The 25,728-nt window shown below is 41.3% G+C and carries 24 protein-coding genes; 15 read left to right on the top strand and 9 right to left on the bottom strand.

What is annotated here, in order from left to right; translation table 11 throughout:
* Positions 1-153 precede the first annotated feature (153 nt).
* From argC to argA, 6 genes are all read left to right on the top strand, one after another.
* On the top strand, positions 154-1,167 hold the full coding sequence (argC, locus tag FNT16_RS04885) for an N-acetyl-gamma-glutamyl-phosphate reductase (RefSeq protein WP_143872873.1): 1,014 nt from the start codon (positions 154-156) through the stop codon (positions 1,165-1,167).
* Positions 1,168-1,169: 2 nt separating this feature from the next.
* Complete coding sequence (argB, locus tag FNT16_RS04880; protein WP_143870492.1) at positions 1,170-1,949, top strand: acetylglutamate kinase; 780 nt, start codon at positions 1,170-1,172, stop codon at positions 1,947-1,949.
* 15 nt (positions 1,950-1,964) lie between these two features.
* On the top strand, positions 1,965-2,876 hold the full coding sequence (locus tag FNT16_RS04875) for an ornithine carbamoyltransferase (protein WP_143870491.1): 912 nt from the start codon (positions 1,965-1,967) through the stop codon (positions 2,874-2,876).
* An 80-nt stretch (positions 2,877-2,956) separates the two neighbouring features.
* A complete protein-coding gene (locus tag FNT16_RS04870) occupies positions 2,957-4,186 on the top strand; it encodes an argininosuccinate synthase (protein WP_143870490.1) in 1,230 nt (409 codons plus the stop codon).
* Positions 4,186-5,550: an argininosuccinate lyase gene (gene argH, locus FNT16_RS04865; protein ID WP_143870489.1), complete on the top strand. Its 1,365-nt coding sequence runs from the start codon at positions 4,186-4,188 to the stop codon at positions 5,548-5,550. The genes FNT16_RS04870 and argH overlap by 1 nt, the downstream gene beginning before the upstream one ends.
* Positions 5,551-5,747: 197 nt before the next feature.
* Positions 5,748-7,085: an amino-acid N-acetyltransferase gene (argA, locus tag FNT16_RS04860; RefSeq protein WP_185976697.1), complete on the top strand. Its 1,338-nt coding sequence runs from the start codon at positions 5,748-5,750 to the stop codon at positions 7,083-7,085.
* Between the two features lie 82 nt (positions 7,086-7,167).
* Here argA and coaD read toward each other — a convergent pair whose 3' ends face one another.
* The 3 genes from coaD to lptM all read right to left on the bottom strand — a co-directional run bounded on the left by coaD (position 7,168) and on the right by lptM (position 9,212).
* Positions 7,168-7,653 carry a pantetheine-phosphate adenylyltransferase gene (gene coaD / locus FNT16_RS04855; RefSeq protein ID WP_143870488.1) on the bottom strand — a complete coding sequence of 162 codons (486 nt, stop codon included), beginning with the start codon at positions 7,651-7,653 and terminating at the stop codon, positions 7,168-7,170.
* Positions 7,654-7,815: 162 nt separating this feature from the next.
* Entirely contained in the window at positions 7,816-9,069 is a 1,254-nt protein-coding gene (lysA, locus tag FNT16_RS04850; protein WP_143870487.1) for a diaminopimelate decarboxylase, read from the bottom strand.
* 11 nt (positions 9,070-9,080) lie between these two features.
* A complete protein-coding gene (lptM, locus tag FNT16_RS04845) occupies positions 9,081-9,212 on the bottom strand; it encodes an LPS translocon maturation chaperone LptM (RefSeq protein ID WP_221935063.1) in 132 nt (43 codons plus the stop codon).
* Between the two features lie 69 nt (positions 9,213-9,281).
* On the opposite strand from lptM, the gene cyaY reads away from it, so the two are divergent.
* From cyaY to FNT16_RS04830, 3 genes are all read left to right on the top strand, one after another.
* On the top strand, positions 9,282-9,614 hold the full coding sequence (cyaY, locus tag FNT16_RS04840) for an iron donor protein CyaY (protein WP_143870485.1): 333 nt from the start codon (positions 9,282-9,284) through the stop codon (positions 9,612-9,614).
* Between the two features lie 62 nt (positions 9,615-9,676).
* The gene (locus tag FNT16_RS04835) at positions 9,677-10,348 is read left to right on the top strand and encodes an alpha/beta hydrolase (protein ID WP_143870484.1); all 672 of its coding nucleotides are present in this window, start codon (positions 9,677-9,679) and stop codon (positions 10,346-10,348) included.
* A gap of 52 nt (positions 10,349-10,400) precedes the next feature.
* The gene (locus FNT16_RS04830; RefSeq protein WP_143870483.1) at positions 10,401-11,843 is read left to right on the top strand and encodes a sensor domain-containing diguanylate cyclase; all 1,443 of its coding nucleotides are present in this window, start codon (positions 10,401-10,403) and stop codon (positions 11,841-11,843) included.
* Between the two features lie 235 nt (positions 11,844-12,078).
* On the opposite strand, the gene FNT16_RS04825 is transcribed toward FNT16_RS04830, so the two are convergent.
* The 4 genes from FNT16_RS04825 to FNT16_RS04810 all read right to left on the bottom strand — a co-directional run bounded on the left by FNT16_RS04825 (position 12,079) and on the right by FNT16_RS04810 (position 15,437).
* Positions 12,079-12,858, bottom strand: coding sequence for an acyltransferase family protein (locus FNT16_RS04825; protein WP_143870482.1), 780 nt, complete (start codon positions 12,856-12,858; stop codon positions 12,079-12,081).
* Between the two features lie 288 nt (positions 12,859-13,146).
* Entirely contained in the window at positions 13,147-13,584 is a 438-nt protein-coding gene (dtd, locus tag FNT16_RS04820; protein WP_143870481.1) for a D-aminoacyl-tRNA deacylase, read from the bottom strand.
* Positions 13,581-14,567: a prolyl aminopeptidase gene (pip, locus tag FNT16_RS04815; RefSeq protein WP_143870480.1), complete on the bottom strand. Its 987-nt coding sequence runs from the start codon at positions 14,565-14,567 to the stop codon at positions 13,581-13,583. Before pip ends, dtd begins: the two co-directional genes overlap by 4 nt.
* Positions 14,568-14,591: 24 nt before the next feature.
* Complete coding sequence (locus FNT16_RS04810) at positions 14,592-15,437, bottom strand: YihY family inner membrane protein (RefSeq protein ID WP_143870479.1); 846 nt, start codon at positions 15,435-15,437, stop codon at positions 14,592-14,594.
* A gap of 142 nt (positions 15,438-15,579) precedes the next feature.
* On the opposite strand from FNT16_RS04810, the gene FNT16_RS04805 reads away from it, so the two are divergent.
* From FNT16_RS04805 to FNT16_RS04780, 6 genes are all read left to right on the top strand, one after another.
* Positions 15,580-17,610, top strand: coding sequence for an FAD-dependent oxidoreductase (locus FNT16_RS04805; protein ID WP_143870478.1), 2,031 nt, complete (start codon positions 15,580-15,582; stop codon positions 17,608-17,610).
* Positions 17,611-17,730: 120 nt separating this feature from the next.
* Complete coding sequence (locus tag FNT16_RS04800; protein ID WP_143870477.1) at positions 17,731-18,921, top strand: hypothetical protein; 1,191 nt, start codon at positions 17,731-17,733, stop codon at positions 18,919-18,921.
* A 10-nt stretch (positions 18,922-18,931) separates the two neighbouring features.
* A complete protein-coding gene (locus FNT16_RS04795; protein ID WP_143870476.1) occupies positions 18,932-19,363 on the top strand; it encodes a type 2 periplasmic-binding domain-containing protein in 432 nt (143 codons plus the stop codon).
* Positions 19,364-19,448: 85 nt separating this feature from the next.
* Positions 19,449-21,614, top strand: coding sequence for a DNA helicase II (gene uvrD / locus FNT16_RS04790; RefSeq protein WP_143870475.1), 2,166 nt, complete (start codon positions 19,449-19,451; stop codon positions 21,612-21,614).
* Between the two features lie 25 nt (positions 21,615-21,639).
* Complete coding sequence (locus FNT16_RS04785; protein ID WP_185976696.1) at positions 21,640-22,920, top strand: diguanylate cyclase; 1,281 nt, start codon at positions 21,640-21,642, stop codon at positions 22,918-22,920.
* Entirely contained in the window at positions 22,910-24,160 is a 1,251-nt protein-coding gene (locus FNT16_RS04780) for a response regulator (RefSeq protein ID WP_143870473.1), read from the top strand. The genes FNT16_RS04785 and FNT16_RS04780 overlap by 11 nt, the downstream gene beginning before the upstream one ends.
* 25 nt (positions 24,161-24,185) lie before the next feature.
* On the opposite strand, the gene gpsA is transcribed toward FNT16_RS04780, so the two are convergent.
* Together gpsA and secB are read right to left on the bottom strand one after the other, a co-directional pair.
* Entirely contained in the window at positions 24,186-25,193 is a 1,008-nt protein-coding gene (gene gpsA / locus FNT16_RS04775) for an NAD(P)H-dependent glycerol-3-phosphate dehydrogenase (protein WP_143870472.1), read from the bottom strand.
* A gap of 2 nt (positions 25,194-25,195) precedes the next feature.
* Positions 25,196-25,711 (bottom strand): protein-export chaperone SecB, encoded by a 516-nt coding sequence (gene secB, locus FNT16_RS04770; RefSeq protein WP_143870471.1) that lies wholly within the window; start codon positions 25,709-25,711, stop codon positions 25,196-25,198.
* Between the last annotated feature and the right edge of the window lie 17 nt (positions 25,712-25,728).

Below are 25,728 nucleotides of genomic sequence, written 5' to 3'. Positions count from 1 at the left end.
TAATATATCGGCAAATCGTTAGTATATTTGCCTTTTAAAATTTAACGGCGCATAGCCCTTAGCTTGTTTTTTACTTCAGGCGGGTCTGTGCGCTTTATTTTTTGTCGGTTTGGTTGCTACAATACGCCTTTGGTTTTGCGCTGGGAGTGGATGATGATAAGAGTATCAATTGTTGGAGCGAGTGGTTATGCAGGTGCTGAATTAGCAGGTCTGATTCATAACCACCCTGAGTTTGACATCGCAGGTTTGTATGTTTCTGAAAATAGTGCAGATGCTTATAAAGCATTTTCAGCTATCCATGGAAAATTTTCATATCAAATCGACCGTACTTTAATCCCAATTAGTGAGAGTCAGATTGGCAAAATAGTCGCCGAGTGTGATGCTATTTTCTTATGTACACCGCATGAAGCCAGTGTCGACATGGTTTCTCGTATCATTGATGCAGGTGGCGTGGTATTTGATTTATCCGGTGCGTACCGTTTATCTGATTTGGCTGTGATTAAAGACTATTATGGCTTTTCGCATAAGTTTCCTGATTTATTGAATCAGGCTGAGTATGGATTAGCGGAATGGAATCACAAAAATATTCAGAAAACTAACCTAATTTCGGTGCCGGGCTGCTATCCAACAGCGGTTTTATCGGCGTTAAAACCGTTAAAAGAAGCTAAGTTGATTGATAGTAGCGTGATTCCAATTGTCAATGCGACCAGTGGTGCATCTGGGGCGGGGCGTCGAGCCAACTTAGGCACCAGCGTATGTGAAGTCAGCTTACACCCTTACGGTGTATTAACACATCGCCACCAACCAGAGATCGCCGAGCATTTGGGTCATCCAGTCATCTTCACGCCTCATTTAGGTAATTTTAAGCGCGGTATATTAGCCACATCTACTCTAAAGTTGGTAGATGGTGCGCGACTGAGTGAAGTCAATGCGGCGTATAACGAAGCTTATGAAGGTAAACGACTGGTACGTTTACGCCAGTCATGGCCGTCAATTAAAGATGTAGAAAACACCCCATTTGTAGATATTCACTGGGAATTAGATAAAAAGACAGGCTATTTAATCGTTGTTAGTGCCATAGACAACTTATTAAAAGGCGCGTCTTCGCAAGCGATCCAATGTGCTAACTTACGCTTTGGCTTCGATTCAGACCGAGGTCTTATCTAATAATGGCAGATAAAATTTTAGTCATCAAAGTAGGTGGTGCATTGTTAGAAGATGCCGACTGTTTGCGCGCTTTTTTTCTAGAATTAAAAAAAATTCGTGAGCAGCAACCTGTTGTCGTGGTACATGGCGGCGGCGCTTTGGTGCAAAAGCTATTAACCGATTTGGGGTTAAGTAGTCAGAAAAAAGATGGATTACGTATTACGCCAGTTGAACATATTCCATATGTAGTTGGTGGTTTAGCCGGTTCAGCCAATAAACAAATGGTTGCAACTGCAAAAGCAGTTGGCGATCAGGCTGTCGGGATTTCATTAGCCGATGGCGGTGACATTCACTGCCATGTACCAGACCCAGATTTGGGTTGCGTTGGTCAAGTAGCCAATGGTCATGCTGGGTTAATTGAAACCTTGGTAAAAACAGGTTATCTGCCTTTAGTGAGTTCAATTGGCTGTGACGAAAATGGCCAGTTATTAAATGTAAATGCAGATCAGGCTGCGGAAGCGGTAGCAAAAATGCTTGCGGGTCAATTACTACTCTTGTCTGATGTAGACGGTATTTTAGACGCTGAGAAAAAAGTAATTCCACAAATGACTAAAGCGTTAGCCAATCAACTGATCGCAGATAAAGTCATCACCGATGGAATGGTGGTAAAAGTGAATACAGCTTTGGATGTCGCAACTGAATTGCAAGCGCCGATAGGTATATTAAACTGGCGTTATCCAAACCTGATTTCACAATGGTTAAATGATCAATCGTGTGGAACGACTGTTCAGCCAAACGAATAATTTCGGAGTTAGGTTTTGGAAAATTTCCTAAGTGTAAAAGACTGCTCAAAAGAAGAATTGTTAGACATTATTAAACTAGCAGTCGATTTTAAAAACAACCCAGAAAAATACAGTCAGGCATTGGCTGGCAAAAGTATTGCAACCTTGTATGAGAAGCCTTCGTTGCGTACACGTGTCAGCTTTGATGTTGGTATCGCAAAATTAGGTGGGCATGCTGTCTATCTTGATCAGCAAAATGGCGCTTTGGGGAAACGTGAATCGGTTAAAGATTTTGCGCGCAACTTGTCATGCTGGGTGGATGCTATTGTCGCGCGCGTATTTGAGCATAATACGTTGGTCGAGTTGGCTGAACATGCAAATGTACCCGTGGTGAATTCTCTATGTAACCTATACCATCCGTGTCAGGCCATGGCTGACTACCAAACTTTGTATGAAGTAAAGGGCGCCACATTAGAAGGTGCCTCAATTGCTTACATTGGTGATGGTAACAATGTCGCGCATTCATTGATGCTAGCCGGTGCTATTTTAGGTGTTGATGTGCGTGTTATCACGCCAATTGGTTATTCGCCTGATGCCCTTATTGCCCAGCATGCTCAAACTTTAGCTGAGCAAAATGGCGGTAAAATTACCTTGAGTCACGACATTGAATTGGCGAATGGCGTAGATGCCATTTACAATGATACATGGATTTCTATGGGCGATAGCAAGTCGTTAGAGGATGTGCGCAAAATATTTGCACCCTACCAAACAAATGCCGCGTTAATGGAAAAAACCGGAGCGCAGTATTTTATGCACTGCCAACCGGTTTACCGAGGCATTGAAGCGACTGATGAAGTGGTTGATGGTGAATGTTCTTTATTAATGCAGCAAGCCGAAAACCGTATGCATGCGCAAAATGCGGTTTTGATGACCCTGCTTAAAAAATAATTATTGTAGGTCGGGTTTCAGGCCCGATAACAAATTGATATATCGGGCTGATGTCCGATCTGCAAAGAGAGATTAGTTATATGTCAGATATTAAAAAAGTTGTATTGGCTTACAGCGGTGGTTTAGATACTTCGGCTATCATTCCTTGGTTAAAAGAAACTTACAATGGTTGTGAAGTTGTTGCCTTTTGTGCCGATGTTGGCCAGGGTGACGAAGAATTAGAAGGTATTAAAGAAAAAGCCATTGCTTCTGGTGCTTCAGAGTGTCACGTTGTTGATTTGAAAGAAGAGTTTGTCAAAAACTACATTTTCCCAATTGTTAAAACGGGTGCGGTATACGAAGGTGAGTATTTACTAGGTACTTCAATGGCTCGTCCTGTTATCGCAAAAGCACACGTAGAGGTTGCCTTGAAGGTGGGCGCAGACGCGGTTTGTCACGGTTGCACGGGTAAAGGAAACGATCAAATTCGTTTTGAATCTTGTTTTGCTGCTTTAGCACCTCAGCTAAAAGTCATTGCGCCTTGGCGAGAGTGGGAAATGCGTTCACGTGAAGACTTATTAAACTATTTAGCCGAGCGCAATATCCCTTGCTCTGCATCATTGACCAAAATCTATAGCCGAGATGCAAATGCATGGCACATTTCACATGAAGGTGGTGAAATTGAAGATCCATGGTGCGAACCGTCAAAAGGCATTTGGACCATGACAGTTGATCCTATGGATGCACCAGATGAGTCTGAAACAGTGCAATTAAGCTTTGAAAAAGGCGAATTAGTCGCAGTTGATGGCAAAGCATTATCACCATATGAATCAATCGTTTATTTAAACGAAAAAGCAGCTGCGCATGGTGTCGGTCGGATTGATATCGTAGAAAACCGTTTAGTTGGGATGAAGTCTCGTGGCTGTTATGAAACACCGGGCGGTACTGTTTTGATGAAAGCTTACAAAGCATTAGAAACTATGGTGTTAGACAAGAGTGCGCTTAAATTCCGTGAACAAGTGGGATTAGAGTTCTCTCATGTGATTTATGATGGTCGCTGGTTTACTCAGTTATCTAAATCCTTATTAGCAGCTGCAGCAGCGTTTGCTGAAGAAATCACAGGTGATATCGTAGTCCGTCTATACAAGGGTAACTGCACTGTAACTCAACGTCGCTCGCCCAATAGTTTGTATAACGAAGAGTTTTCTACCTTTGGTGAAGATGAAGTATACAACCAAAAAGATGCTGAAGGTTTTATTCGTTTATTTAGCTTATCTAGCCGTATTTCAGCGATGAACAAAGCAGAACAAGCAGCAATGGAGAAAAAATAATGGCACTTTGGGGTGGTCGTTTTACGGGCCAAACAAGTGATTTATTTAAAGAGTTTAACGACTCTCTGCCAGTTGACTATCGAATGGCTGAACAAGACATTGTTGGTTCAGTCGCTTGGTCACGTGCACTTGCTTCGGTCAATGTTTTAACTGCAGATGAGCAGCAAAAGCTAGAAGCGGCTTTAAATGCTTTATTAGCCGAAGTTAAAGCGGATCCGAGTATTGTTTTACAGTCTGACGCTGAAGACATCCATAGCTGGGTTGAAGGTAAATTAATTGACGCGGTCGGTGATTTAGGTAAAAAATTGCATACAGGTCGTAGTCGAAACGATCAGGTTGCGACTGACTTGAAACTTTGGTGCCGACAACAAGGTGAAGATTTATCTGCACTTTTAGCACAATTAGTTGAGGCCTTAGTTGCATTAGCTGAACGTGAACAGGACACTGTTTTACCTGGATATACACATTTACAACGCGCACAACCTGTAACTTTTGCACACTGGTGTTTAGCTTATGTTGAAATGTTTGAGCGTGATCGTAAGCGTTTGAACAATGCACTGGAACTGATGAATACTTCCCCATTGGGTTGTGGTGCATTAGCGGGTACAGCTTACGCAATAGACAGAGAAGCTTTAGCAAAAGATTTAGGCTTTGCAGCCGCGACGCGTAATAGTTTGGATTCAGTATCTGATCGCGATCATGTACTCGAACTATTATCTGTTGCTTCTATTTCTTCAGTACATTTATCGCGTATGGCAGAAGATATTATCTTCTACAATACAGGTGAAGCTGGCTTTTTAGAAATGGACGATCAGGTCACCTCCGGTTCTTCACTCATGCCACAGAAGAAAAACCCAGACGCAATGGAACTGATCCGTGGCAAATGTGGTCGAGTGGTAGGTTCGTTAACTGGCATGATGGTTACTATGAAAGCTTTACCTTTGGCATACAATAAAGATATGCAGGAAGATAAAGAAGGCTTATTTGATACCGTTGACACCTGGAGCATTTGTTTAAAAATGGCTATTTTGTGCGTTGAGGGTATTAAAGTAAATGCAGATCGTACTTATCAAGCTGCGCAGCAGGGCTACTCCAATGCAACTGAATTGGCTGATTATTTAGTGGCGAAAGGCATTCCTTTCCGTGAAGCACACCATATTGTTGGCCGTGCTGTTGTCGGAGCAATTGAAGCGGGTCAGCCTTTAGAAGATTTGCCAATCGAAACACTGAAAACTTTCAGTGAGCAGATTGACGATGATGTATACCAACATCTAACCATCGAAGCCTGTTTAGAAAAACGTGTGGCGCAAGGCGGTACTTCTAAAGAGCAGGTAAAAGCTGCTTTGGCAGTGTATAAAAAATAAAGTCAGCTCAGTTGATACACAGACTGAGTGTTGATAAAAATATTATCTGCCGCAACAAAGCGGCAGATGCTTTTCCTGCATTACCCACAGTAACTCTATATACACTCCAATAAATAGATTGAATAGATCGCATAAATTACGCTAGTTATTTTACAGCTATTTTTGTATAACATGAATCAACTGATTACGAACTGAATATGGCAATGGAAAAACACGTACGTACCACAGAATTGGTTGACGGATTCCGTCAATCCGCACCTTATGTGAATGCCCACCGCGGTAAAACATTTGTCGTTATGTTAAGTGGGGAAGCCATCCGCCAGCCGGGTTTTCACGATATTATCAATGATATCGCGTTGCTGAACAGCTTGGGCATTAAAGTCGTGTTGGTTTATGGTGCGAGACCGCAAATCAATGACGCCGTGAAAGGCGCGGGTCTTCAGAGCCAATATCATAATCGAGTTCGGGTCACAGATGATTCAGTGTTGCGTCTGATTAAACAAGTTGCCGGTGAATTATTATTAGATATCACCGCAAGGCTCTCTATGAGTATCAGTAATACCCCTATGCAAGGTGCTCAAATAAACGTAATTAGTGGTAATTTCGTGATAGCACAGCCATTAGGGGTAGATGAAGGGGTTGACTACCATCATTCAGGTCGAGTTCGTCGAATTGATGTTAACGGTATTAAGCGCCAGCTAGATACCAATGGTATTGTCTTAATGGGACCTATTGCCGCGTCTGTCACTGGCGAAAGTTTCAATTTAACAGCGGAAGAAATTGCCACCCAGGTCGCGATAAAGCTTAAAGCCGATAAAATGATAGGTTTTACAGACAGTAATGGTATTGCCGATCAGAACAATGAAATTATTGCAGAACTGCTACCCAATGACGCCGAAAAAATAATGCATGCGCTCAATCAGGATGATATTTCATGCGCTGGTAAATTGGCATTTCTAAATGCTGCGATTACAGCCGCCAGAGCAGGCGTTCCTAGATGTCACCTAGTCAGTTATCAGATTAATGGTTCATTGTTGCAGGAGCTGTTCTCGCGCGATGGTATTGGTACGCAAATTGTTACTGAGCCGGCAGAAAAATTGCGTAGTGCGGTAATTGGCGATATCGGTGGGATCCTGGATCTTATTCGTCCACTGGAAGAGCAAGGCTTGTTGGTTCGCCGTTCTCGCGAGCAACTTGAAATGGAAATTGACCATTTCGTTTTGATTGAACGGGATGGACTGGTAATCGGTTGTGCCGCTTTATATCCTTTTGAGGCTGATAATGTCGGAGAGTTTGCGTGTTTAGCGGTTCATCCAAATTACCGCGATGCAGATCGTGGGCAAATGTTATTGCGGCATATTGTGCTTAAGGCAAGACAACGCAACTACGATAAAGTTTTCGCGTTGACCACTCGCAGCATTCATTGGTTTTTGGAGCAGGGTTTTCACTTTGGTGGGGTGGAAGATTTACCGGGCAAAAAACAAGAGCTCTACAATTATCAGCGGAAATCTAAAATTTTGGTGCTTGATCTATAGTTTGTTGTCCTTTAACCAAGCACCATTTACCAAAAGCTCGATTTTCAACGTTAAATAAATATTAGGAAAGCCGAATTCTTTGCTAATTTTTCGTTAACTTGTCACGTAATTGAGTTGCCACGACAGCGGCAACAAAATTGCTAACATCACCACCGTGTCGAGCAACCTCTTTCACAATACTGGACGAAATATAAGAATTTTTTTCAATGGGTGTTAAAAATATGGTTTCTAAAGCTGGGTATAAACTGCGATTTACATTAGCAAGCTGAAACTCATATTCAAAGTCAGCAACCGCCCGCACACCTCTAACCAGCACAGTTGCTTTATTCTCCTTGGCTAAATCGACCAACAGGCCACTAAAACCAATAACCGAAACATTGTTTAGATGCGTGGTTACCTTTTCAACCAGTTCGACTCGCTCTGTGAGGTTAAACAGTGGTTTTTTGGAAGGGCTATTCGCAACTCCAACAATTAATTGAGTAAACATTCGGCTGGCACGTTCAATCAAATCTATATGCCCATTGGTTATCGGGTCAAATGTGCCTGGGTAAATTGCGATAATAGACATGCACTTTAAGTCTCTTTGGCGAAATGGGAAATGATGGCGCAAGGAATAACAAATGTCTAGCCACCATAATGGGGTCTTGATTGTTATCTTGATTTGAAGAGTTAAACGCCTGCCAATACAGTCGTTTAACTTTTACCTTTTGCTTGATAGATATGGACTAGACTACGCCGGTAGCACAGTTTCACCTTTCCATAAATCGGTTAGCTGTTCACGTGCTCTCACTAAATGTGTTGATTTTCCATCAACCATTAGTTCCGCGGCACGACAACGGGAGTTATAGTTAGATGCCATAGTAAAACCATATGCACCACTTGAGCGCACGGCTAATAAATCTCCGGCCGCAATTTTTAAGTTTCTGTCTTTACCCAAAAAATCGCCGGTTTCGCAGATAGGGCCAACAATATCATATATGGCTGCGTCACGTTCTAAACTCTGATCAACCGGAACGATATTTTGCCACGCTTCGTATAAAGAAGGGCGGATTAAATCATTCATCGCAGCATCAATAATTGCAAAGTTTTTCTCTTCACCTTGTTTGATAAACTCGACTTCCGTAACCAGAATACCAGCATTTGCCATGATAGAGCGGCCAGGCTCAAAAATAAGCTTAAGAGCTGGGCGATCTGTCAATCTGCTTAATAAAGCTGCAACATATTCATCAACTGAAGGCGGTATCTCGTCATTATAGGTAACGCCTAAGCCGCCGCCCACGTCTAGATGTTTAACTTCAATGCCCACTGCTTTAAGCTCGTCAATCAACAATAAAACCTTGTCTAATGCATCAATAAACGGCTGCACGTCAGTGAGCTGAGAACCGATATGGCAGTCGATACCCTGCACATCTAAATGTGACAATGAAGCCGCGTATTGGTACACCTCAAGTGCGCGCTCACGTTCGATACCAAATTTATTGGCTTTGAGGCCAGTTGAAATATAGGGATGTGTTTTTGCATCAACATCCGGATTTACACGAATTGATATTGGCGCTTTTTTATCTAGCTCTGCTGCAACCTTATTAATGCGGTCTAGTTCAGGTTGTGATTCTACGTTAAAGCATAAAATACCCGCCTCTAGTGCGTATTCTATTTCTGCTTCTGTTTTACCAACACCGGAAAAAACCACTTTGGCTGGATCGCCGCCGGCTTCAATCACGCGGGCAAGTTCACCACCAGAAACGATATCAAAGCCTGAACCCATGCGTGCCATGACATTGAGCACGCCTAAATTTGAGTTGGCTTTTACCGCATAACAAACTAAATGCGGATGCTGGCCTGCAGCTTTATCAAATGCTTGCCAGTTTTGTTCTATCGCGCTTCTTGAGTAGATATAACAAGGCGTATTAAATTCTTCTGCTATGTTTGCAACAGCAACGTCTTCTGCAAATAATTGCTGGTTTTTGTAGTTAAAAAAATCCAAAGGAGTTCCACCTATTTTGTCTGATCTGCAGGTTGTTGAGGCGCTTGTTGCTCAGGCTCAGGCAGGTATAGTGGGCCTCTTTGACCACATGCTGCAACCATTGCAGACAAAATTAATATGCAAGAAAGCATTTTAAATCTCATTACAACCCTTATATTGTCTAGTAATGCGCACTATAATCGCATTCATCCGAGGAAAATCAAGTGAAAGTCATGAGCGAATTAACAGAAACTCAATATCACCACTTAGTGGACGATATTTTATTAGAAATTGAACAAACTTTAGAGCAAATTGAAGAACAAATTGATATCGATTATGAAAATGCCGGTGGCAAACTCGATATAGAATTTGCCGATGGCAGTAAAATCATCATCAATAAACAAGAGCCGCTACTACAGCTGTGGGTTGCCACTAAGTTTAACGGTTATCACTTTAATTATCAGGATGGCAAATGGATTGATGAGCGTTTTGGTGATGAATTCTGGCACTTTATGAATGACGCGGTATCTAAACAAGCAGGCGAAGAAGTGATTTTTCGGCGCTAAATTGCTGGTTTGTTCACCAAATACATGTTAAAAACAGTCTGGATTTGCAATTTGGAGATGTTATGGCTGAGTTAATACCTCACATTGATGTGAACCCGAAAGGGGATGTTAAAGCGTTGGTGGTATGGATGCATGGTTTAGGTGATTCCGGACATGGATTTGCGCCTTTAGTGCCGGAACTCAAAATTCCTGATGAGTTAGGTATTCGGTTTGTCTTCCCACATGCACCTGTACGGCCTATTACCATCAATGGTGGCGTGCCGATGCGGGGCTGGTATGACATTGCATCTTTTGAGTTTAATCAAAGAGCCGATGAAAAAGGCGTTTTAGAGTCAGCTAAACAACTCCAGTTATTGATAGATAGCGAGCTCGACAAATATTCATTAACGTCAGACAAGCTGATTATTGCAGGATTCTCACAAGGTGGGGTCATGGCTTACCACTTAGGATGTCGTCAAGCTAAACCGGCCGCAGGGATTTTATCTTTGTCTGCTTATTTGGCTATGCCTGAAAGATTGCAAACCGAAGTATCAGCGAGTGCTAGACAAACACCTGTCATGGTTATGCATGGTACACATGATGAAATTGTCCCTGTTGCTTTGGGGCGAGTATCTGCTGAGCACGTTAAGAATGCCGGTTTTAATCTTGAATGGCATGAATACCCGATGCAGCATAATGTTTGCGCAGAACAAATCCAAAAAATATCTGGCTGGATCCAGCAAATTTTAGGCTAATTCTAACTATATAAAAACCTAGCCCAATTGCCATTTGGGCAGGTCCACTTCAATGAAAAAAATACAAAAAAACCAAGAAAAGTTTCGCTTTTTAATTGTAGTTACGCTATTAATTTTGAGCGGTTTTATTGCCAATAGCCTGCTGAGTTATTATGTCGCGCACAATGCGGTTTCCAAGCAAATTAGTGAATCAACTCTGCCCTTAACAGGCGATAACATCTATTCAGAAATTCAGCGTGATTTAATGCGGCCGATTTTTATTGCTTCTTTGATGGCGCAAGATACTTTTTTGCGTGATTGGGCGCTAGCAGGTGAAACCGAAGCTGATGCGTTAATTCGATACCTAGATGGCATTCAACAAAAATACAATACAGTGACTGCTTTTTTTGTTTCGGAAAATAGCCGTAAGTATTATCACCCAAAGGGGATTTTGAAAACGGTTGATAGAAGTACGGCAATTGATTCATGGTACTTCAGGGTTGCTGAAATGCCCACTGAGTATGAAATCAATGTCGACCATGATACGGCTAACCCGAGTAAACTGAGTGTCTTTGTGAACTATCAGGTTTTTGATTATCAACATAACTTTATTGGTGCGACAGGGGTTGGCTTAGCTTTGGATAAAGTTCAGGCACTGATTGATACCTATAAAAATAAATATCAACGCGAAGTTTATTTTGTTAATCACTCAGGTGACGTGACATTAAGGGGCGCTCAATTCCAATTGCTAGATGAGCATCCCACATTTGCTTTATTGCCAGATAAACTCAAACAATTAAAAGCACAGCAGCAATTTAAATTTGAATATGATACTCAAGGACACTCGGTATATGTCAACGTGCGTTACATCCCGGAGTTTGACTGGTTTTTGGTGATTGAGCAAAAAGATGTGTTGGAAATGCAAAAATTAATGGATTCTTTATTGCTCAATATATTAATCGGCATTGCCGTTAGTTTTGTTGTATTGGTATTGGCGTATTGGACCATCGCAGGTTATCAGAAAAAGCTGGAAATGATGGCCGCGACTGATAAATTGTCTGGTGCGCTAAACCGGCATAGTTTTGACATTTTTTTCGAACGATACCTAGTGTTAGCGGAACGGAAAAACCTAGCTTTATCTGGGGTATTATTAGATATAGATTGGTTTAAGCAGGTGAACGATAAGCATGGTCATCTGACTGGTGATGCCGTGATTCGTCAGGCAGCTGATTTAGTACGTGATAATCTAAGAGAATCAGATTTATTGTGCCGTTGGGGTGGAGAGGAATTTCTGATTTTGTTGCCTGACTGTAACTTGCAAGCCGCTCAAAAGCTAGCGGAGAAAATTCGTCTCGCTTTTATGCAAGCTGAGTTTATTAAAGGCGAACGACTTACTGCTAGTTTTGGTGTGGGAGAGCTGAATCACAGTGAAAATAAAATGCAGTGGCTAAACAAAATTGATCAAGCTTTATACCAAGCTAAAAATAATGGCCGGAATTTAGTCATACTGTCTTAACGACCACCCAAGGCTATTGAAGCAAAGCGAGGGAGCAGTTTATTAAAATACTTTGCTAAAATAATAGACAGGTATACTGTAATCGGAGGCGCTAACATCCAGTATATGTAATATGGAATATTTGCAGGTAAAGTTTTATACATAAGCCATAAAATCAATATGATCGGACTATGAATCAGAAACGTTAAGAAGCTATTCTTTGAGTTTTTATATAAAAACTCAAAGAATTTAGTTTCTACCATGAGTGATATAATGGCCAAACTAAAAATGGCGATAACAATCTAAATAGTTCCCTGTTTTGTATCTCAAAGATAACCATTGCGGCACAAAATGTGATTAATATGCAAAAAAGTAACCTTGCATGTTTATCTAAGTAGGTGAGAGGCCACTTTTGTGTGGCAGCTAGACCACCAATATAAAAACTCACCAGCATACTATTTCGAAGAACGAAAGGGCCTTCAAGATTAAAATAATAAACCACTAGGACAACAGCTAACCCTAAATACGGTATTCTTTTTAAGAACAGCCAAAATATAGGAGACAACAATGATACTGCAAATAAATCCCGTAGGAAGTTAAGTGGGTAATTTGCAGGTTGAGAGAATAAACCCGTTAGAGCATTGACCCAATTTAATATATCAAATGGGTAAAGTGTAATTGAAAATTCGTGCGATAAGATGTTGTATTTTTGCGAAAGGTAGATAGCGATGACGAAAGGAATATTCCATAGAATGAGCGGCACTAATACTGCTCTAATTTTTTTTGATAACAGGCGAAAAGGTTGTAAATGAAGGTTGAATTGAAAGAGCAAAAAACCCGATAATACGGTAAGAACTGGAACCGTCGCTCTAAATACTCCATGTGTAAAAAACGCTTTTATATAGTCAAAAATTGATGATCCGAGTTCATTCAATGGCTGGTATGGTGGTAAATGCAGCACAATAATACCAATAACCATAAAATATCGGGTAACCCAAATCCTTTTACTTATTTCTGCGTTTAAGTGTTGTTCCATAATACCTTGTTTAATTACAAATTTAATTACAAAGGCTATACAGCATTCTTTAAATTGTCTATTAATGAGCCAAATCAAGCATTCGTCTGTCTGTTTGGCGTATTGTATACTTGGTATATAAAATAATAGGGGAAAAAAGCTCTGCAATGAACCATTAGCAACTGTTTGTTATTAGACGATAATTATATGAAAATGGCAAGAAAAATCGGATGCGGAGCTGTCAGGAATAGAAGGTACTTTTCGATTTGTTGTTCTTCTTTCTTGCGTTAAACCGTGAATGTAAATTACCTAAATTTTTAGCTGAAATGTCATTGGCCCATCATTTATCAAAGCAACTTCCATATCAGCCTGAAATTGGCCGGTTTGCACCGAAATACCATGCTTTTCAATCTCTCCGGCAAAGTGTAAATATAATTGATTGGCAATTTCAGGTGAGGCAGCATTAGAAAAGCTAGGGCGCATGCCTTTTTTGGTATCAGCAGCCAAGGTAAATTGAGACACCACCAACACTTCGCCACCAACCTCTTTCACCGATAAATTCGTTTTCCCTTCCCGGTCTTCAAAAATCCGATAACCAGCGACGCGTTGGGCTAAACGGTTTGCTTTAGTTTCGTCATCCTCTTTTTCAACGCCTACAAAAACTAATATGCCATGTGAAATACTGGCAATTTTCTGGCTCTGTACAGATACGCTGGCTTGTTTAACACGTTGTAACAGGGCTATCATTTTAGTGTTTTATCCTCTTGCTCTAACAGATAACGGGCCATACTGCGGGCAGCCTGACAAAAAGCATCGGCAATTAACGGCTCGCCCAAAGAGTGACCGGCATTCGGTACGATTAATAATCGGCTATTTTGCCATATTTCAGATAATTCCCAAGCTTGATTTAAATCACAAACCGCATCATAACGACCATGGATAATGGTGGCGGGGATGTGCTGAATACGCTCTATATTATTAAGTATCTGGTTTTCTTCAATAAAACAATGATTACGAAAATAGTGACATTCCATCAATGCCATTGCTAATGCGTGGTGAGCCTCACAGCTTTTGGCTTCCAATTCGTTGGTAAAATGTAGGTAAGCAATTTGGCTTTCCCACAGACACCAAGCGCGTGCGGCAGCCAGTTTTCTTATTTCATTATTGCTGGTCAACAGCTCATAATACTGTTCAATGATTTGCTGATGGCACAGTTTTTTATTTAACTCTGGGTTGATATGTTGGCAAAATTGGCGGTAGTAGTCTGGAAATAAACGCGCAGCACCATTTGGTTCGTACAGCCATGCTAAATCTTTTTGTCGGCCTAAAAAAATACCGCGTAATAATAAAGCACTGACATGCTGTGGGTAGCTTTGTGCGTATAAAAGCGCCAGTGTTGTACCCCAACTTCCGCCGGATAATAAAAATTTTTTAAGATGGAGTCTTGTTCTAATTAGCTCAATGTCGTCGATTAGTTTATCCGTCTGGTTATTATGCAGCGATAAAAAAGGTTCGGAATAACCACATCCGCGCTGATCAAAAATAATGATGCGATAAACTTCAGGATCAAACAATCTTCTAAACATGGGCGTACTGGCACCGCCTGGACCCCCATGGCAATAAATGACCGGGTAGCCTTTCGGATTGCCAGACTCCTCCACATATAATGTATGTCCGTCTTCTGTTGGTAACCAGTGTGTATGGTTTTGCTTTATATCCGGATACAACATATCAATTTTCCTTAAAAAGAGTTCTCACTGAGTATAGTTGTTATTCTCTGTTTTATGCGTTTTATCCTGCCATGTTTGCTCTAATACGCAGGTAAATTCGGCGCCGATTAAAACAACCAGCCAGTTAAAATAAATCCATACAAAAAAGATTGGTATTGCGGCCAATGAACCATAAATAACCTGATAGGTTGGAAAAGCGCTGATGTACCAACTAAATAAGTATTTACAGCCTTCAAATAAAATGGCAGTGACTAAAGAACCTAACATAGCGACTTGACTAGAAGGTGGGCTGGAAGGAACCAGACGATACAAAAGTAGAAAATATAAAAAGGAAAACAACACTGGCAACAGCGCACCAATGGTATTGCCGGGGAACCAAGCTGCCACATTTTGAACCCAGTCAATCGCCAAAAATGCGCTGGTAGCCGCAATACTGATGCCTATTAACACTGGACCTAAAATAATGACCAAAAAGTAAATTAATAAGTCTTTCCATAGCGGCTTTTTTTTATCTGTGACAAATATGCGATTTAATTCTTTATCTACATTTTTTAACAGCATTAAAGCAATGATAACCAAAGCCGCTGTACTGAAGCCGGTCATATTACCTATGTTCTCAATAAAGCGAAGCAGGTGAGCTTGCACATCTGCACTGGCTTCAGGGACAAACTGATTAAATAGAAAATTTTCTATCATGACCTGAGCTTCAGAAAAAAAACTAAATGCACTAACAATACTTAAGATCACCGTAATAAAAGGAACAAAGCTGAGGAGGGTAACAAATGCCAAATGGCCGGAGATGACAGTTAGCTCATCTTTTTTGCATTTTTTGATAAAGTTGATACTGAGCGCTTTAAGCGTATAGAGCATTTGAATTCCTTATCTGCCAAGTTAAGAGCAAGTCTATTTGGTTTAGATGAATACTTTGTAGAATACATTACTTTGCCGTCAACTGTGAATACATCTCCTTTGTGCTATAACTTGTTATGACTTATTTTTTCATGGAGCTGGTATGCATTATCCCCATTTGTTTCGTAGCCTAGAACTAAAACACGGATTTCTAAAAAATCGCATCGTGATGGGTTCGATGCATACCAATTTGGAAGAACAAAAGAAGGGGTTTGATAAACTCGCTGTTTTCTACAAAGAGCGAGCCCAAGCTGGTGTCGGTTTAATTGTAACGGGCGGTATCTCACCAAACGAAGAGGGAGTGTTGGCACCTGGACAAGCACAAATGAGGTTACCGGAAGATGTTGCCAATCATCGTTTAGTGACCAGCGCAGTGCATCAGGTAGGTGGCAAAATTTGTATGCAACTGTTGCACGCAGGTCGCTATGGTTTTCATCAAAATATTGTGGCGCCAAGCGCACTGCAAGCATCGATTAACCGATATACCCCTCGTGAACTAACACCAGAAGAAATCGAAAAACAAATAGATGATTTTGTTCATAGTGCGAGGTTGGCCCAGCAGGCAGGTTATGATGGTATTGAAATCATGGGGTCGGAAGGATATTTAATAAACCAGTTTATTGTTCTGCGCACTAATCAAAGAACGGATGCTTGGGGAGGCGATTACATCAATCGCTGCCGCTTTGCACTTGAGATTATCCGTCGCATTCGTTCTGTTGTGAGTCGTGACTTTATTGTTATTTATCGCTTGTCGATGCTAGATTTGGTTGAAGGGGGGAGTAGTCGAGAAGAGGTGCTTTCTTTAGCTCAGTGGGTTGAACAAGCTGGGGTTGATATTTTAAATACAGGCATCGGCTGGCATGAAGCTCGTGTTCCGACTATTGCTGCTATGGTGCCAAGAGGCGCTTTCAGTCAGATCACAAAAATTGTTAAGCAGGTTGTTAATATTCCGGTAATGACCAGCAATAGAATTAATATGCCCGCCACGGCTGAGCAAATTTTATTAGAAGACAAGGCTGATTTGATATCAATGGCCAGACCTTTTTTAGCTGACAGTGAGTGGGTCGAAAAAGCCAGAAATGGTCAGGATAACAGCATTAATACCTGTATTGCCTGTAATCAAGCGTGTTTAGACAAGGTTTTTGCTGGCGAAGTCGCTTCTTGTTTGGTTAATCCGAGAGCCGCGCGTGAAACACAGTTAAATTTTCAACTGGCGAAGCAGCAAAAAAAAATACTGGTAGTCGGTGGTGGTGTTGCCGGTATGGCATTCGCTAAATATGCAGCGCAGCGCGGCCACAAAGTTTGCTTGGTAGAAAAACAAGCGCAATTAGGTGGACAACTTAATTACGCAAAGCAGATCCCCGGCAAAAGTGAATTTAATGAAACGTTACGCTATTTTGCAACACAATTGGCGCAGTTAAAGGTTGAATTGAAACTCAATACAGATGCACAAAATATAGACCTTAGATCGTACGATGAGATTATCTTAGCAACCGGTGTTGAAGCTCGGATCCCCGCAATTAAAGGGATCGAACAAGCGATACAAAGCAAAAAAGCGGTTACTTATGCACAACTTCTGGCCGGCGAGGTCAAGTTAGCGAATAGCTTGGCTATTATTGGAGCCGGTGGTATTGGTATTGATGTTGCGGTGTATGCTTGCGAAGCTAATATGCAAGATGAAAATCCATATGCTCAGTATTACCAAAACTGGGGAATCGATATTAATTTACACCATCGCGCAGGCATGATGTTGCCTCAACATAATACGGTGAAGCGACACATTTATTTGTTACAACGCAAAGCTGAAGTTATCGGTAAAAACCTCGCTAAAACGACCGGCTGGATACACAAGTCGGTGCTAAAAAAACAGGGGGTTAAACAAATCAGTGGCGTAACCTATAAAAAAATTGACGATCAAGGTTTGCATATTGAACAAGGCGGCGAAACGCAGGTATTGGCGGTCGAACAAATCGTCTTGTGTGCCGGGCAAACATCAAATAACTTTAAACAGTTGGTACAGGAAAAAACAGGGCGCGCAGAAAATATTCACCTGATAGGCGGAGCATTTGAAGCTAAAGAGTTGGATGCAGAAGCGGCCATTTATCAAGCCGCATTGCTTGCACAAAAGATATGATAATTTTTAAATGTCTACTAGACGTTAAGCAGAATGCGGATTAGAGTAAACACGCAGGTAAAAACCAAAGCAACACCAAAGCAAAAGCAACACCAAAACATAGAGGCAGGAAACGTAATAATGAAGGTATGGAAATTTGTATTGTTTTTTTTGATATTTTCCTCGCCCATCTTGAGAGCTGCAGAAATTAGCGTTAATGGATTTGCATCTGTGCGTGGAGGGCAAATATTGCAGGATGATGCGCACCAGAATCCGAGATTACCTGACATGTATAATGATGAATATTTCACGCTTACAGATGAGTCTTTGTTCGCGATACAAGGCCGTGTTGATTTACAGCATAAACTCTCGGCAACGGTACAATTGGTTGCGCATGGAAGTGAAAACTTTGAGCCAGAAGTAAAATGGGCCTATTTAAGTTATCAATTAAATGATAATCATGCGCTCCACGTTGGGCGTTTTGCGAATCCTATTTTCCATCAGTCAGAATATGAACTGGTCGGTTATACACATAATTTTTCTCGTTTACCCAAATCAGTGTATTTCGGCTTTGATTTCTCAAACGTTGATGGGATCAAATTACAAAGTAATTTTTTAATAGAAGAATTATACCTTGATACGCATCTATCTTATTCAAGCTGGCAGGGCGATATCTTTAATGTGAGTACCGCTCAAAGCTATGACAGCGAACTAAATGATATTTTTAATTTTTCTGCGACTTTATCGGGAGAAAACTGGCAATTATTCGGCGGTTATTTAAGCGGAGGTTTTGCTTCCACCGAATGGGATTCTCAGCTCATCTTCCCACTTATTGATGGCTTTAATGCCGCATCAGGATCATCTCTAAGCGAGCAAGAGGTTCAATTAATAAAAGCGCAGCTAGGCGCGGATGATAATAAAGGTGAGTATGCTTATATGGGCGCCAATATTGAGTGGGCAAAATGGATATTTAATCTAGAGTATGTTGAGTATCAGTTAAAAGATTCATTTGATTCGCTCAATAGGGGTTGGTTTACAGCGGTTGGTCGGCGGTTAGGTGATTTTGTCGTGACTTATCATCATGAAGTTTATTTACAAAGTGCTAATGGTTACCCGCAGGCTAACTCGATGCAGTCTGATGCAGAAAAGTTAATTACCAAACAGACAATCGATATTTTAAATCAACGCGAAATGTATATGGATGTTGTTTCTTTAAGGTATGACTTTCATCCAAGTGCGGCGCTTAAAGCGGATATTTTTGTAGGCAATGATAAACGAGAGCAGGTGGGATCCTTTGTAGGATATTCGTTTGGCTTAGATATTGTATTTTAGGGAAACATCAATGAAGCAACTGATTGCAATTTTAATATTATTGAGCTGTTTTTGTAGTCGCCTATATGCCGACATTGTCGTGATAGTGCATCCTAAAAATACCGCAATTTTAGATGTATTTGATATTCGGCAACTGTTTTTAGGAAAAGCTAAATCATACCCAAATGGGATAAAGGCGATCCCTGTCAATTTAACCAGTGGCCATGCTCGGGAAATTTTTAATAAGCAGGTATTACAAAAATCAAACAGTCAGTTGAAGGCTTATTGGGCGAAGCTGGTCTTTACGGGTAGAGGCGTACCGCCTGCCGAGTTAGACAATGATCAGGCTGTAATCAATATGGTGCTGCGTAATCAAGATGCTATTGGTTATATTGACCAAAGATCTCTAACACCAGAAGTGCGGGTTATCGCTGAATTTGAAGGTGATCTAAACGGTCGTTAAAGATAACATTCGATAAACTGTGTAAGAAACTTGGGAACTGTTGGTTTATCCAGTATAATCTTTTATTTTTTGAAAGGTTTTCTGTATGGATGTTAACAGCTTGATTGATGGTTTAAATGATAAACAAAGGGAAGCGGTTGCTGCCCCACAACAATCAATGTTGTTATTGGCGGGCGCGGGTAGCGGTAAAACACGGGTTTTAGTACAGCGTATCGCTTGGTTAATTCAAGTCGAAAACATTTCCCCTCATTCTATTTTGGCTGTGACCTTTACTAATAAAGCCGCTGCAGAAATGCGCCACCGAGTTGAAGACTTGTTGCAAACTTCAGTGCAGAGCATGTGGATTGGAACTTTCCATGGTTTGGCGCATCGCATGCTGCGTTTACACTATGCAGATGCTGGTTTACCAGAAGGTTTCCAGATACTTGATTCAGATGATCAGCACAGGCTGATTAAACGGATTATCCGCGCGCTTGATTTGGATGAAAAGAAATGGCCCCCTAAACAAGCCATGTGGTACATCAATGGTAAGAAAGACGAAGGATTGAGACCTCAACACATCGAAACTTGGGGCAATCAGCAAGAAGAAATTTGGAAGCGTGTTTATCAGGCCTATCAAGAAACTTGTGATCGCTCAGGGCTGGTTGATTTTGCTGAGCTGCTTCTCAGAGCTCATGAGCTCTGGTTAAAACAACCACATCTATTACGACACTATCAAGAACGATTTAAACACGTACTGGTTGATGAATTTCAGGATACCAATAGTATTCAGTATGCTTGGTTAAGGTTGTTGGCAGATGGCGATAATTTTATCAGTATCGTAGGCGATGATGACCAGTCAATTTATGGTTGGCGAGGCGCGAAAGTTGAGAATATCCAACGCTTTTTAGATGATTTTCCAGATGCGCATATGATTCGTTTAGAGCAAAATTATCGTTCAAGCGGCACCATACTCAAAGCCGCCAATGCGGTTATTACCAACAATTCAGGGCGCTTGGGGAAAAACTTATGGACCGAAGCGGGAGACGGTGAGCCGATTGCGATTTATTCGGCATTCAATGAATTGGATGAAGCTCGATTTATTGTAGCTCGCATTAAAAACTGGTTTGAACAAGGCAATGCTTTATCTGATTCTGCGATTTTGTACCGTAGTAATGCGCAATCGCGCGTATTGGAAGAAGCGCTGATTAGTGAGCAAATACCTTATCGTATTTATGGCGGATTAAAATTCTTTGAACGTCAAGAGATCAAAGACTCACTGGCTTATTTGCGCATCATTAATAATCGACAGGATGATGCGGCATTTGAACGAGTGATTAATACGCCAGCGCGAGGCATTGGTGAAAAATCTTTAAGCCAGGTTAGACAATATGCCAGAGAACATAATCAAACATTATGGAATGCAGCAGAAGCTTTGATAGAAGCCAGATTGTTAACAGGCCGAGCGGCAAAAACGGTTGCTGGCTTTATTGATTTAATCAATAAACTGGAAGAGGAAGTCGATGAGCTGCCTTTATACCGACAGGCTGATACAGTGATAAAGCAGTCAGGGCTTCATTTTATGTATCAATCTGAAAAAGGCGAAAAAGCACAAGCGCGTATCGAGAACTTGGAAGAGTTAGTTACCGCTTGTCGTCAGTTTGAAAACACAGAGCCTGAGTTGTCTGATTTAAGTGCTTTTTTATCACATGCAGCGCTTGAGTCTGGTGAAAACCAGGCGGACCGCAATCAGGATGCGGTGCAATTGATGACGTTGCATACTGCAAAAGGATTAGAATTCCCGCTTGTGTTTATCGCAGGCGTAGAGGAAGGGATGTTTCCAAGTTTACAAACCAGCGAAGAATCAGGTCGCATGGAAGAAGAAAGACGATTATGTTACGTTGGTATGACACGAGCAAAACAGCAGTTATACATCACTTATGCTGAAACTCGGCGTATATACGGTAAAGACCAATATCATGCACCAAGCCGTTTTATTCGCGAGATACCATCTGAGTATATTAATGAAATTCGTTTAAACACCCAGGTGAGTCGACCTATCTCAAGTGGACGTTTTAGCTATGCAAAACAAAACGAGAGTTTTAATGAAACTGGACTACAATTAGGGCAACGTGTTCTTCATCCTAAATTTGGCGAAGGTACTATACTAAATTACGAAGGCGCTGATAAGAATGCTCGGGTTCAGGTCAATTTTGACGATGAAGGTTGTAAATGGTTGGTGGTTGCGTTTGCCAGATTAGAGGCTATTTAAGTTATACGCAGATGAGAGGTTGAAGTTGCAGGCGAGAAAACATAGGTTGCTGATTGTTGAAGATAGCAAGCCAATCGCGTCATTGATTCAGTATGTCGCAAAAGAAGCTGGCTATGAAACACAGATAGCAACAACTATGGCACAATGTGTTGAGTATTTGCGAACACATGAAACATTCGATTTAGCTTCTGTTGATTATAACTTGCCGGACGCGCCTGATGGTGAAGCGATTGATGCGGTATTAGCGCACCGTGTGGCAGCGGTTGTTATGACCGGAAAATTAGATGCGCAAACGCGAGAGCGCGTTTTAAACAAAGCTGTAGTCGATTATATCCCAAAAGAAAGTGCTGAAGCTTTTAATTACTTAGGCAAACTATTAACGCGTTTTGCTGTTAACCCAAAAATTAAGATTTTAATTGTAGATGATGCAACTGCATTCAGAAGTTATCTTGTGCACCTTTTGGAAAGACATCGCTATCAAGTGCTAGAAGCTGAAAACGGTGCACAAGGCTTGCAAATCTTAGAACAAAACCCTGATATCTCACTGGTGATTACCGATCATGAAATGCCGGTGATGTCGGGTATTCGTTTTGTCAGTGAAATTCGCAAGAAATATCCAAAAGAGCGTTTATGTGTGATTGGTTTATCCAGTACTGAAACACAATCACTTGCTTCTAGATTTATCCAAAATGGTGCCAATGATTTTTTAATTAAACCATTTTGTTTAGAGGAGTTTTATTGCCGTATCGCACAAAGTTTAGAGCATTTAGAGTATATGGTGCGTCTAAAGCGGCTGGCAGATATAGATTCTTTAACCGCTTTATATAACAGATATGCCTTTTTTAAAGAAACAGAAGCGCTTGCACTAAGGTGCGTTGAAAAGCAACAAGCGTACGCCGTTGCTATGATAGATATCGATTTATTCAAAAAAGTGAATGATAACTATGGGCATGATATGGGCGATGCTGTGATTGTTGATTTGGCGCAGCAGCTTACGCAACACTTTTCCGCTAACGATTTTATCTGTGCACGTTTTGGTGGAGAAGAGTTTGTCATTTTTATTAAACCGGATGCGTTAAGTAAAATTGAAGATGCACTCGCGCAATTTAGAATTCAAATTGCTGATCGTGTTGTTCAGATTGCAGAGCAAAGGTGTCAATATACTATCAGCGGTGGTTTAGTTGTTGCTTGTTGGGATCTGGATAAAATGATTCAACTAGCAGATGAAGCCTTATACCGCAGTAAAGAAAACGGACGGAATAAAATTACCATAGATCGTATGGGGGTTATTGACGGTGGACAATAATACGGTTCTGGTTGTTGAAGACAATCCGTCAACCGCCAAAGTGATCATGGCAATTGCGCAGAAACTTGGCTTTGAGGCTGAAGCTGTTCATTCCTATGCAGAACTTATTACCTTATCTTCACTCAAAGCGTATTTTTGTGTGTGTGCAGATTATCACCTGCCTGATGCTCCTAATGGTGAAGCGATTGATCTGGCGCTTAGTCAACAAATTCCTACATTTGTTCTGACCGGAAAATTAGATGAGCAGACCCGTTTAAGGGTATTAAAAAAATCAGTGGTTGATTTCATTTTAAAAGAAACGATTCATTCGTTCGATTATGTGGCCAAGCTTTTAATGAGGCTGCGTAACAACATGAATGTCAGGATTTTGGTCGTAGATGACTCTGTATCTGTGCGCAGATATCTAACCACTTTACTAGAGCGGCAGAACTTTATTGTTGCTGAAGCTGAAAATGGTCAGCAAGCGCTGGAAGTGTTAAATATACATAATGACATCAAACTTGTGGTTACCGATCAGGAAATGCCATTGATGACTGGGCTGCAACTTACAACTGCTATCCGCAAAGAATACAGCCATGAACAGCTCGCTGTAATCGCAATTTCAAATGCAACAGATGCGATGTTAACAGCTCGTTTTTTAAAGAATGGCGCGAATGATTGTTTGAACAAACCCTTTGACGCGGAAGAGTTTTATACCCGAATATTTAGAAATTTGGAGTATATAGAACAGGTTGAACAAATTGAGTTTGCAGCGCATCACGATTATTTAACTCGGGTCAAAAACCGGCGTAGTTTCTTTGAACATGCAGAAAATATTTTAAGTACCCAGTCTTCAGGGGTCGCCTTAGCACTGTTAGATCTTGACCATTTCAAAGCAATAAACGATACCTATGGGCACGATGCCGGTGATATAATTTTAGTGCAAGCAACGCAGCGTATGCAGTCACATTTTCCAGATGCGATAGTGGCCAGACTCGGAGGTGAAGAATTTTGTTTGTTGTTACCTCAAGTTTCACCGGATGAAGCGCTGGGACGTCTGGAATTTTTATGCCATCACTTTGAAAGTTTTGCCTTTAATGTGGCAAATCAACAATTACAAGTGACAGTCAGTATCGGTTTGGTGGAAGCTGATGCGACAGGTATTTCAGCGGCATTAAAAAGAGCGGATATTGCCTTGTATCAGGCGAAAAATAATGGGCGAAATCAGGTGGTTGAAGGTAGTTTAGGTCAAGCGAATTGACCCAAACTATCCAATGCGAAGAACGCTATTCAAATTTTTGTTCACGACCCAACAAAGCCATTGCGGCTTCTTTAGGGGCTTTTTGCTGATATAAAACCTGATAAATTTGTTCAACAATAGGCATTTCTACCTGCATGCGTTGAGAAAGCATGTAGACTTCTTTGGTATTACGGTAACCTTCTACAACCTGACCGATATCTGTCATCGCCTGGTCGACTGATTTTCCCTGACCTAATGCCAAACCAAACCGACGATTACGCGATTGATTATCAGTGCAGGTCAGTACCAAATCACCTAAACCCGCCATACCCATAAAGGTTTCTGCTTTAGCGCCTAAAGCTTCGCCTAAACGGCATAATTCAGTTAAGCCACGGGTAATGAGCGCAGTTCTGGCATTTGCGCCAAAGCCAATGCCATCCGCCATACCGGCACCAATTGCAATAACATTTTTCACCGCACCACCTAGTTGTACGCCGGTGAAATCGTTATTTTTATAAACCCTAAAGCGTTTTTCACAATGCATTAAATCAGACAAAGTTTGAATGAACTCTGCACTGGTTGAAGAAACTGAAATAGCGGTAGGCATGCCGGCTGCCATTTCTTTAGCAAATGTAGGGCCACTTACAACGGCTAAGGTTCTTTCGTTGCCGAGTTGATCGCGTGCTGCATCTTGTAAAAGCCGGCCCGTCTCTGGTTCTAAACCTTTAGTTGCCCAAGCTATACATGCATCTGCCAGCAAATACGGTTTTATCTGAGCCAGCATATCGGCAAAAGCATGACTGGGTACAACCAGTAATATATTTTTACTGCGACTCACCACATCCACTAGGTCGGCTGTTGGATGTAAGCTTGTTGGAAACGGGATAGCAGGTAAATAACGCTTGTTTTCGCGGCTATTTGCCATATCTGCCATTTGTACTTCATCCCGACCCCAAAGTGCTGTCTTATGACCGTTTCTGGCAATGCATATAGCTAGAGCGGTTCCGTACGAACCCGCTCCGATAACACTGACATCATACAAATCTGTGGTCATTGTTAAGAATCTAACTTCTGATTTGACTCTTGGTCTTGTGCTTGCTGTTGTGCAACTTGTTGCATATAGCTGGCAAATAAAGCGTCAAAGTTAACGGGTGCAAGGTTAAGCGGTGGGAAGGTACCACGGTTTACCAAATTAGAAATGGCTTCTCGAGCATACGGGAATAAAATACCAGGACACATTGAACCAATTGAGTGTGCCATTTGCTGTGGAGGTAAATTAGCAATCGCAAAAATACCGGCTTGTTCTACCTCGACTAAAAACGCCGTTTTGTCTTCAATTTTTGCGGTTACGGTAATCGATAAAACCACTTCATAAGTGTCACCTTCAAGCTTTTTACTTTTAGTGTCGATATCCATCTGCACATCTGGTTTCCACTGAACTGTGAAAATTTCTGGCGAGTTTGGTGTTTCAAAAGAAATATTTTTTGCAAAAATACGCTGAATTGCAAATTGTGGGTTTTGTTGTTCGTTGCCCGTGTTTTCAGCGTTTTGAGTTGGGTTTTGTTCTGCCATGAGAGTACCTATTTTTT

This window comes from Catenovulum sediminis, assembly GCF_007289895.1.
Taxonomy (GTDB): Bacteria; Pseudomonadota; Gammaproteobacteria; order Enterobacterales; family Alteromonadaceae; genus Catenovulum; species Catenovulum sediminis.
This window is presented reverse-complemented; position numbering and strand designations above follow the sequence as displayed.

What these genes read in the sequence shown, in the direction of transcription:
- uvrD (WP_143870475.1), top strand. Translation starts at nt 19,449, where the DNA reads ATGGATGTTAACAGCTTGATTGATGGTTTAAATGATAAACAAAGGGAA.
- cyaY (WP_143870485.1), top strand. Translation starts at nt 9,282, where the DNA reads ATGAGCGAATTAACAGAAACTCAATATCACCACTTAGTGGACGATATT.
- FNT16_RS04810 (WP_143870479.1), bottom strand. Translation starts at nt 15,437, where the DNA reads ATGCTCTATACGCTTAAAGCGCTCAGTATCAACTTTATCAAAAAATGC.
- lptM (WP_221935063.1), bottom strand. Translation starts at nt 9,212, where the DNA reads ATGAGATTTAAAATGCTTTCTTGCATATTAATTTTGTCTGCAATGGTT.
- FNT16_RS04870 (WP_143870490.1), top strand. Translation starts at nt 2,957, where the DNA reads ATGTCAGATATTAAAAAAGTTGTATTGGCTTACAGCGGTGGTTTAGAT.
- argB (WP_143870492.1), top strand. Translation starts at nt 1,170, where the DNA reads ATGGCAGATAAAATTTTAGTCATCAAAGTAGGTGGTGCATTGTTAGAA.
- FNT16_RS04835 (WP_143870484.1), top strand. Translation starts at nt 9,677, where the DNA reads ATGGCTGAGTTAATACCTCACATTGATGTGAACCCGAAAGGGGATGTT.
- dtd (WP_143870481.1), bottom strand. Translation starts at nt 13,584, where the DNA reads ATGATAGCCCTGTTACAACGTGTTAAACAAGCCAGCGTATCTGTACAG.
- coaD (WP_143870488.1), bottom strand. Translation starts at nt 7,653, where the DNA reads ATGTCTATTATCGCAATTTACCCAGGCACATTTGACCCGATAACCAAT.
- secB (WP_143870471.1), bottom strand. Translation starts at nt 25,711, where the DNA reads ATGGCAGAACAAAACCCAACTCAAAACGCTGAAAACACGGGCAACGAA.
- argA (WP_185976697.1), top strand. Translation starts at nt 5,748, where the DNA reads ATGGCAATGGAAAAACACGTACGTACCACAGAATTGGTTGACGGATTC.
- FNT16_RS04800 (WP_143870477.1), top strand. Translation starts at nt 17,731, where the DNA reads ATGAAGGTATGGAAATTTGTATTGTTTTTTTTGATATTTTCCTCGCCC.
- gpsA (WP_143870472.1), bottom strand. Translation starts at nt 25,193, where the DNA reads ATGACCACAGATTTGTATGATGTCAGTGTTATCGGAGCGGGTTCGTAC.
- FNT16_RS04805 (WP_143870478.1), top strand. Translation starts at nt 15,580, where the DNA reads ATGCATTATCCCCATTTGTTTCGTAGCCTAGAACTAAAACACGGATTT.
- argC (WP_143872873.1), top strand. Translation starts at nt 154, where the DNA reads ATGATAAGAGTATCAATTGTTGGAGCGAGTGGTTATGCAGGTGCTGAA.
- FNT16_RS04830 (WP_143870483.1), top strand. Translation starts at nt 10,401, where the DNA reads ATGAAAAAAATACAAAAAAACCAAGAAAAGTTTCGCTTTTTAATTGTA.
- pip (WP_143870480.1), bottom strand. Translation starts at nt 14,567, where the DNA reads ATGTTGTATCCGGATATAAAGCAAAACCATACACACTGGTTACCAACA.
- argH (WP_143870489.1), top strand. Translation starts at nt 4,186, where the DNA reads ATGGCACTTTGGGGTGGTCGTTTTACGGGCCAAACAAGTGATTTATTT.
- FNT16_RS04825 (WP_143870482.1), bottom strand. Translation starts at nt 12,858, where the DNA reads ATGGAACAACACTTAAACGCAGAAATAAGTAAAAGGATTTGGGTTACC.
- FNT16_RS04795 (WP_143870476.1), top strand. Translation starts at nt 18,932, where the DNA reads ATGAAGCAACTGATTGCAATTTTAATATTATTGAGCTGTTTTTGTAGT.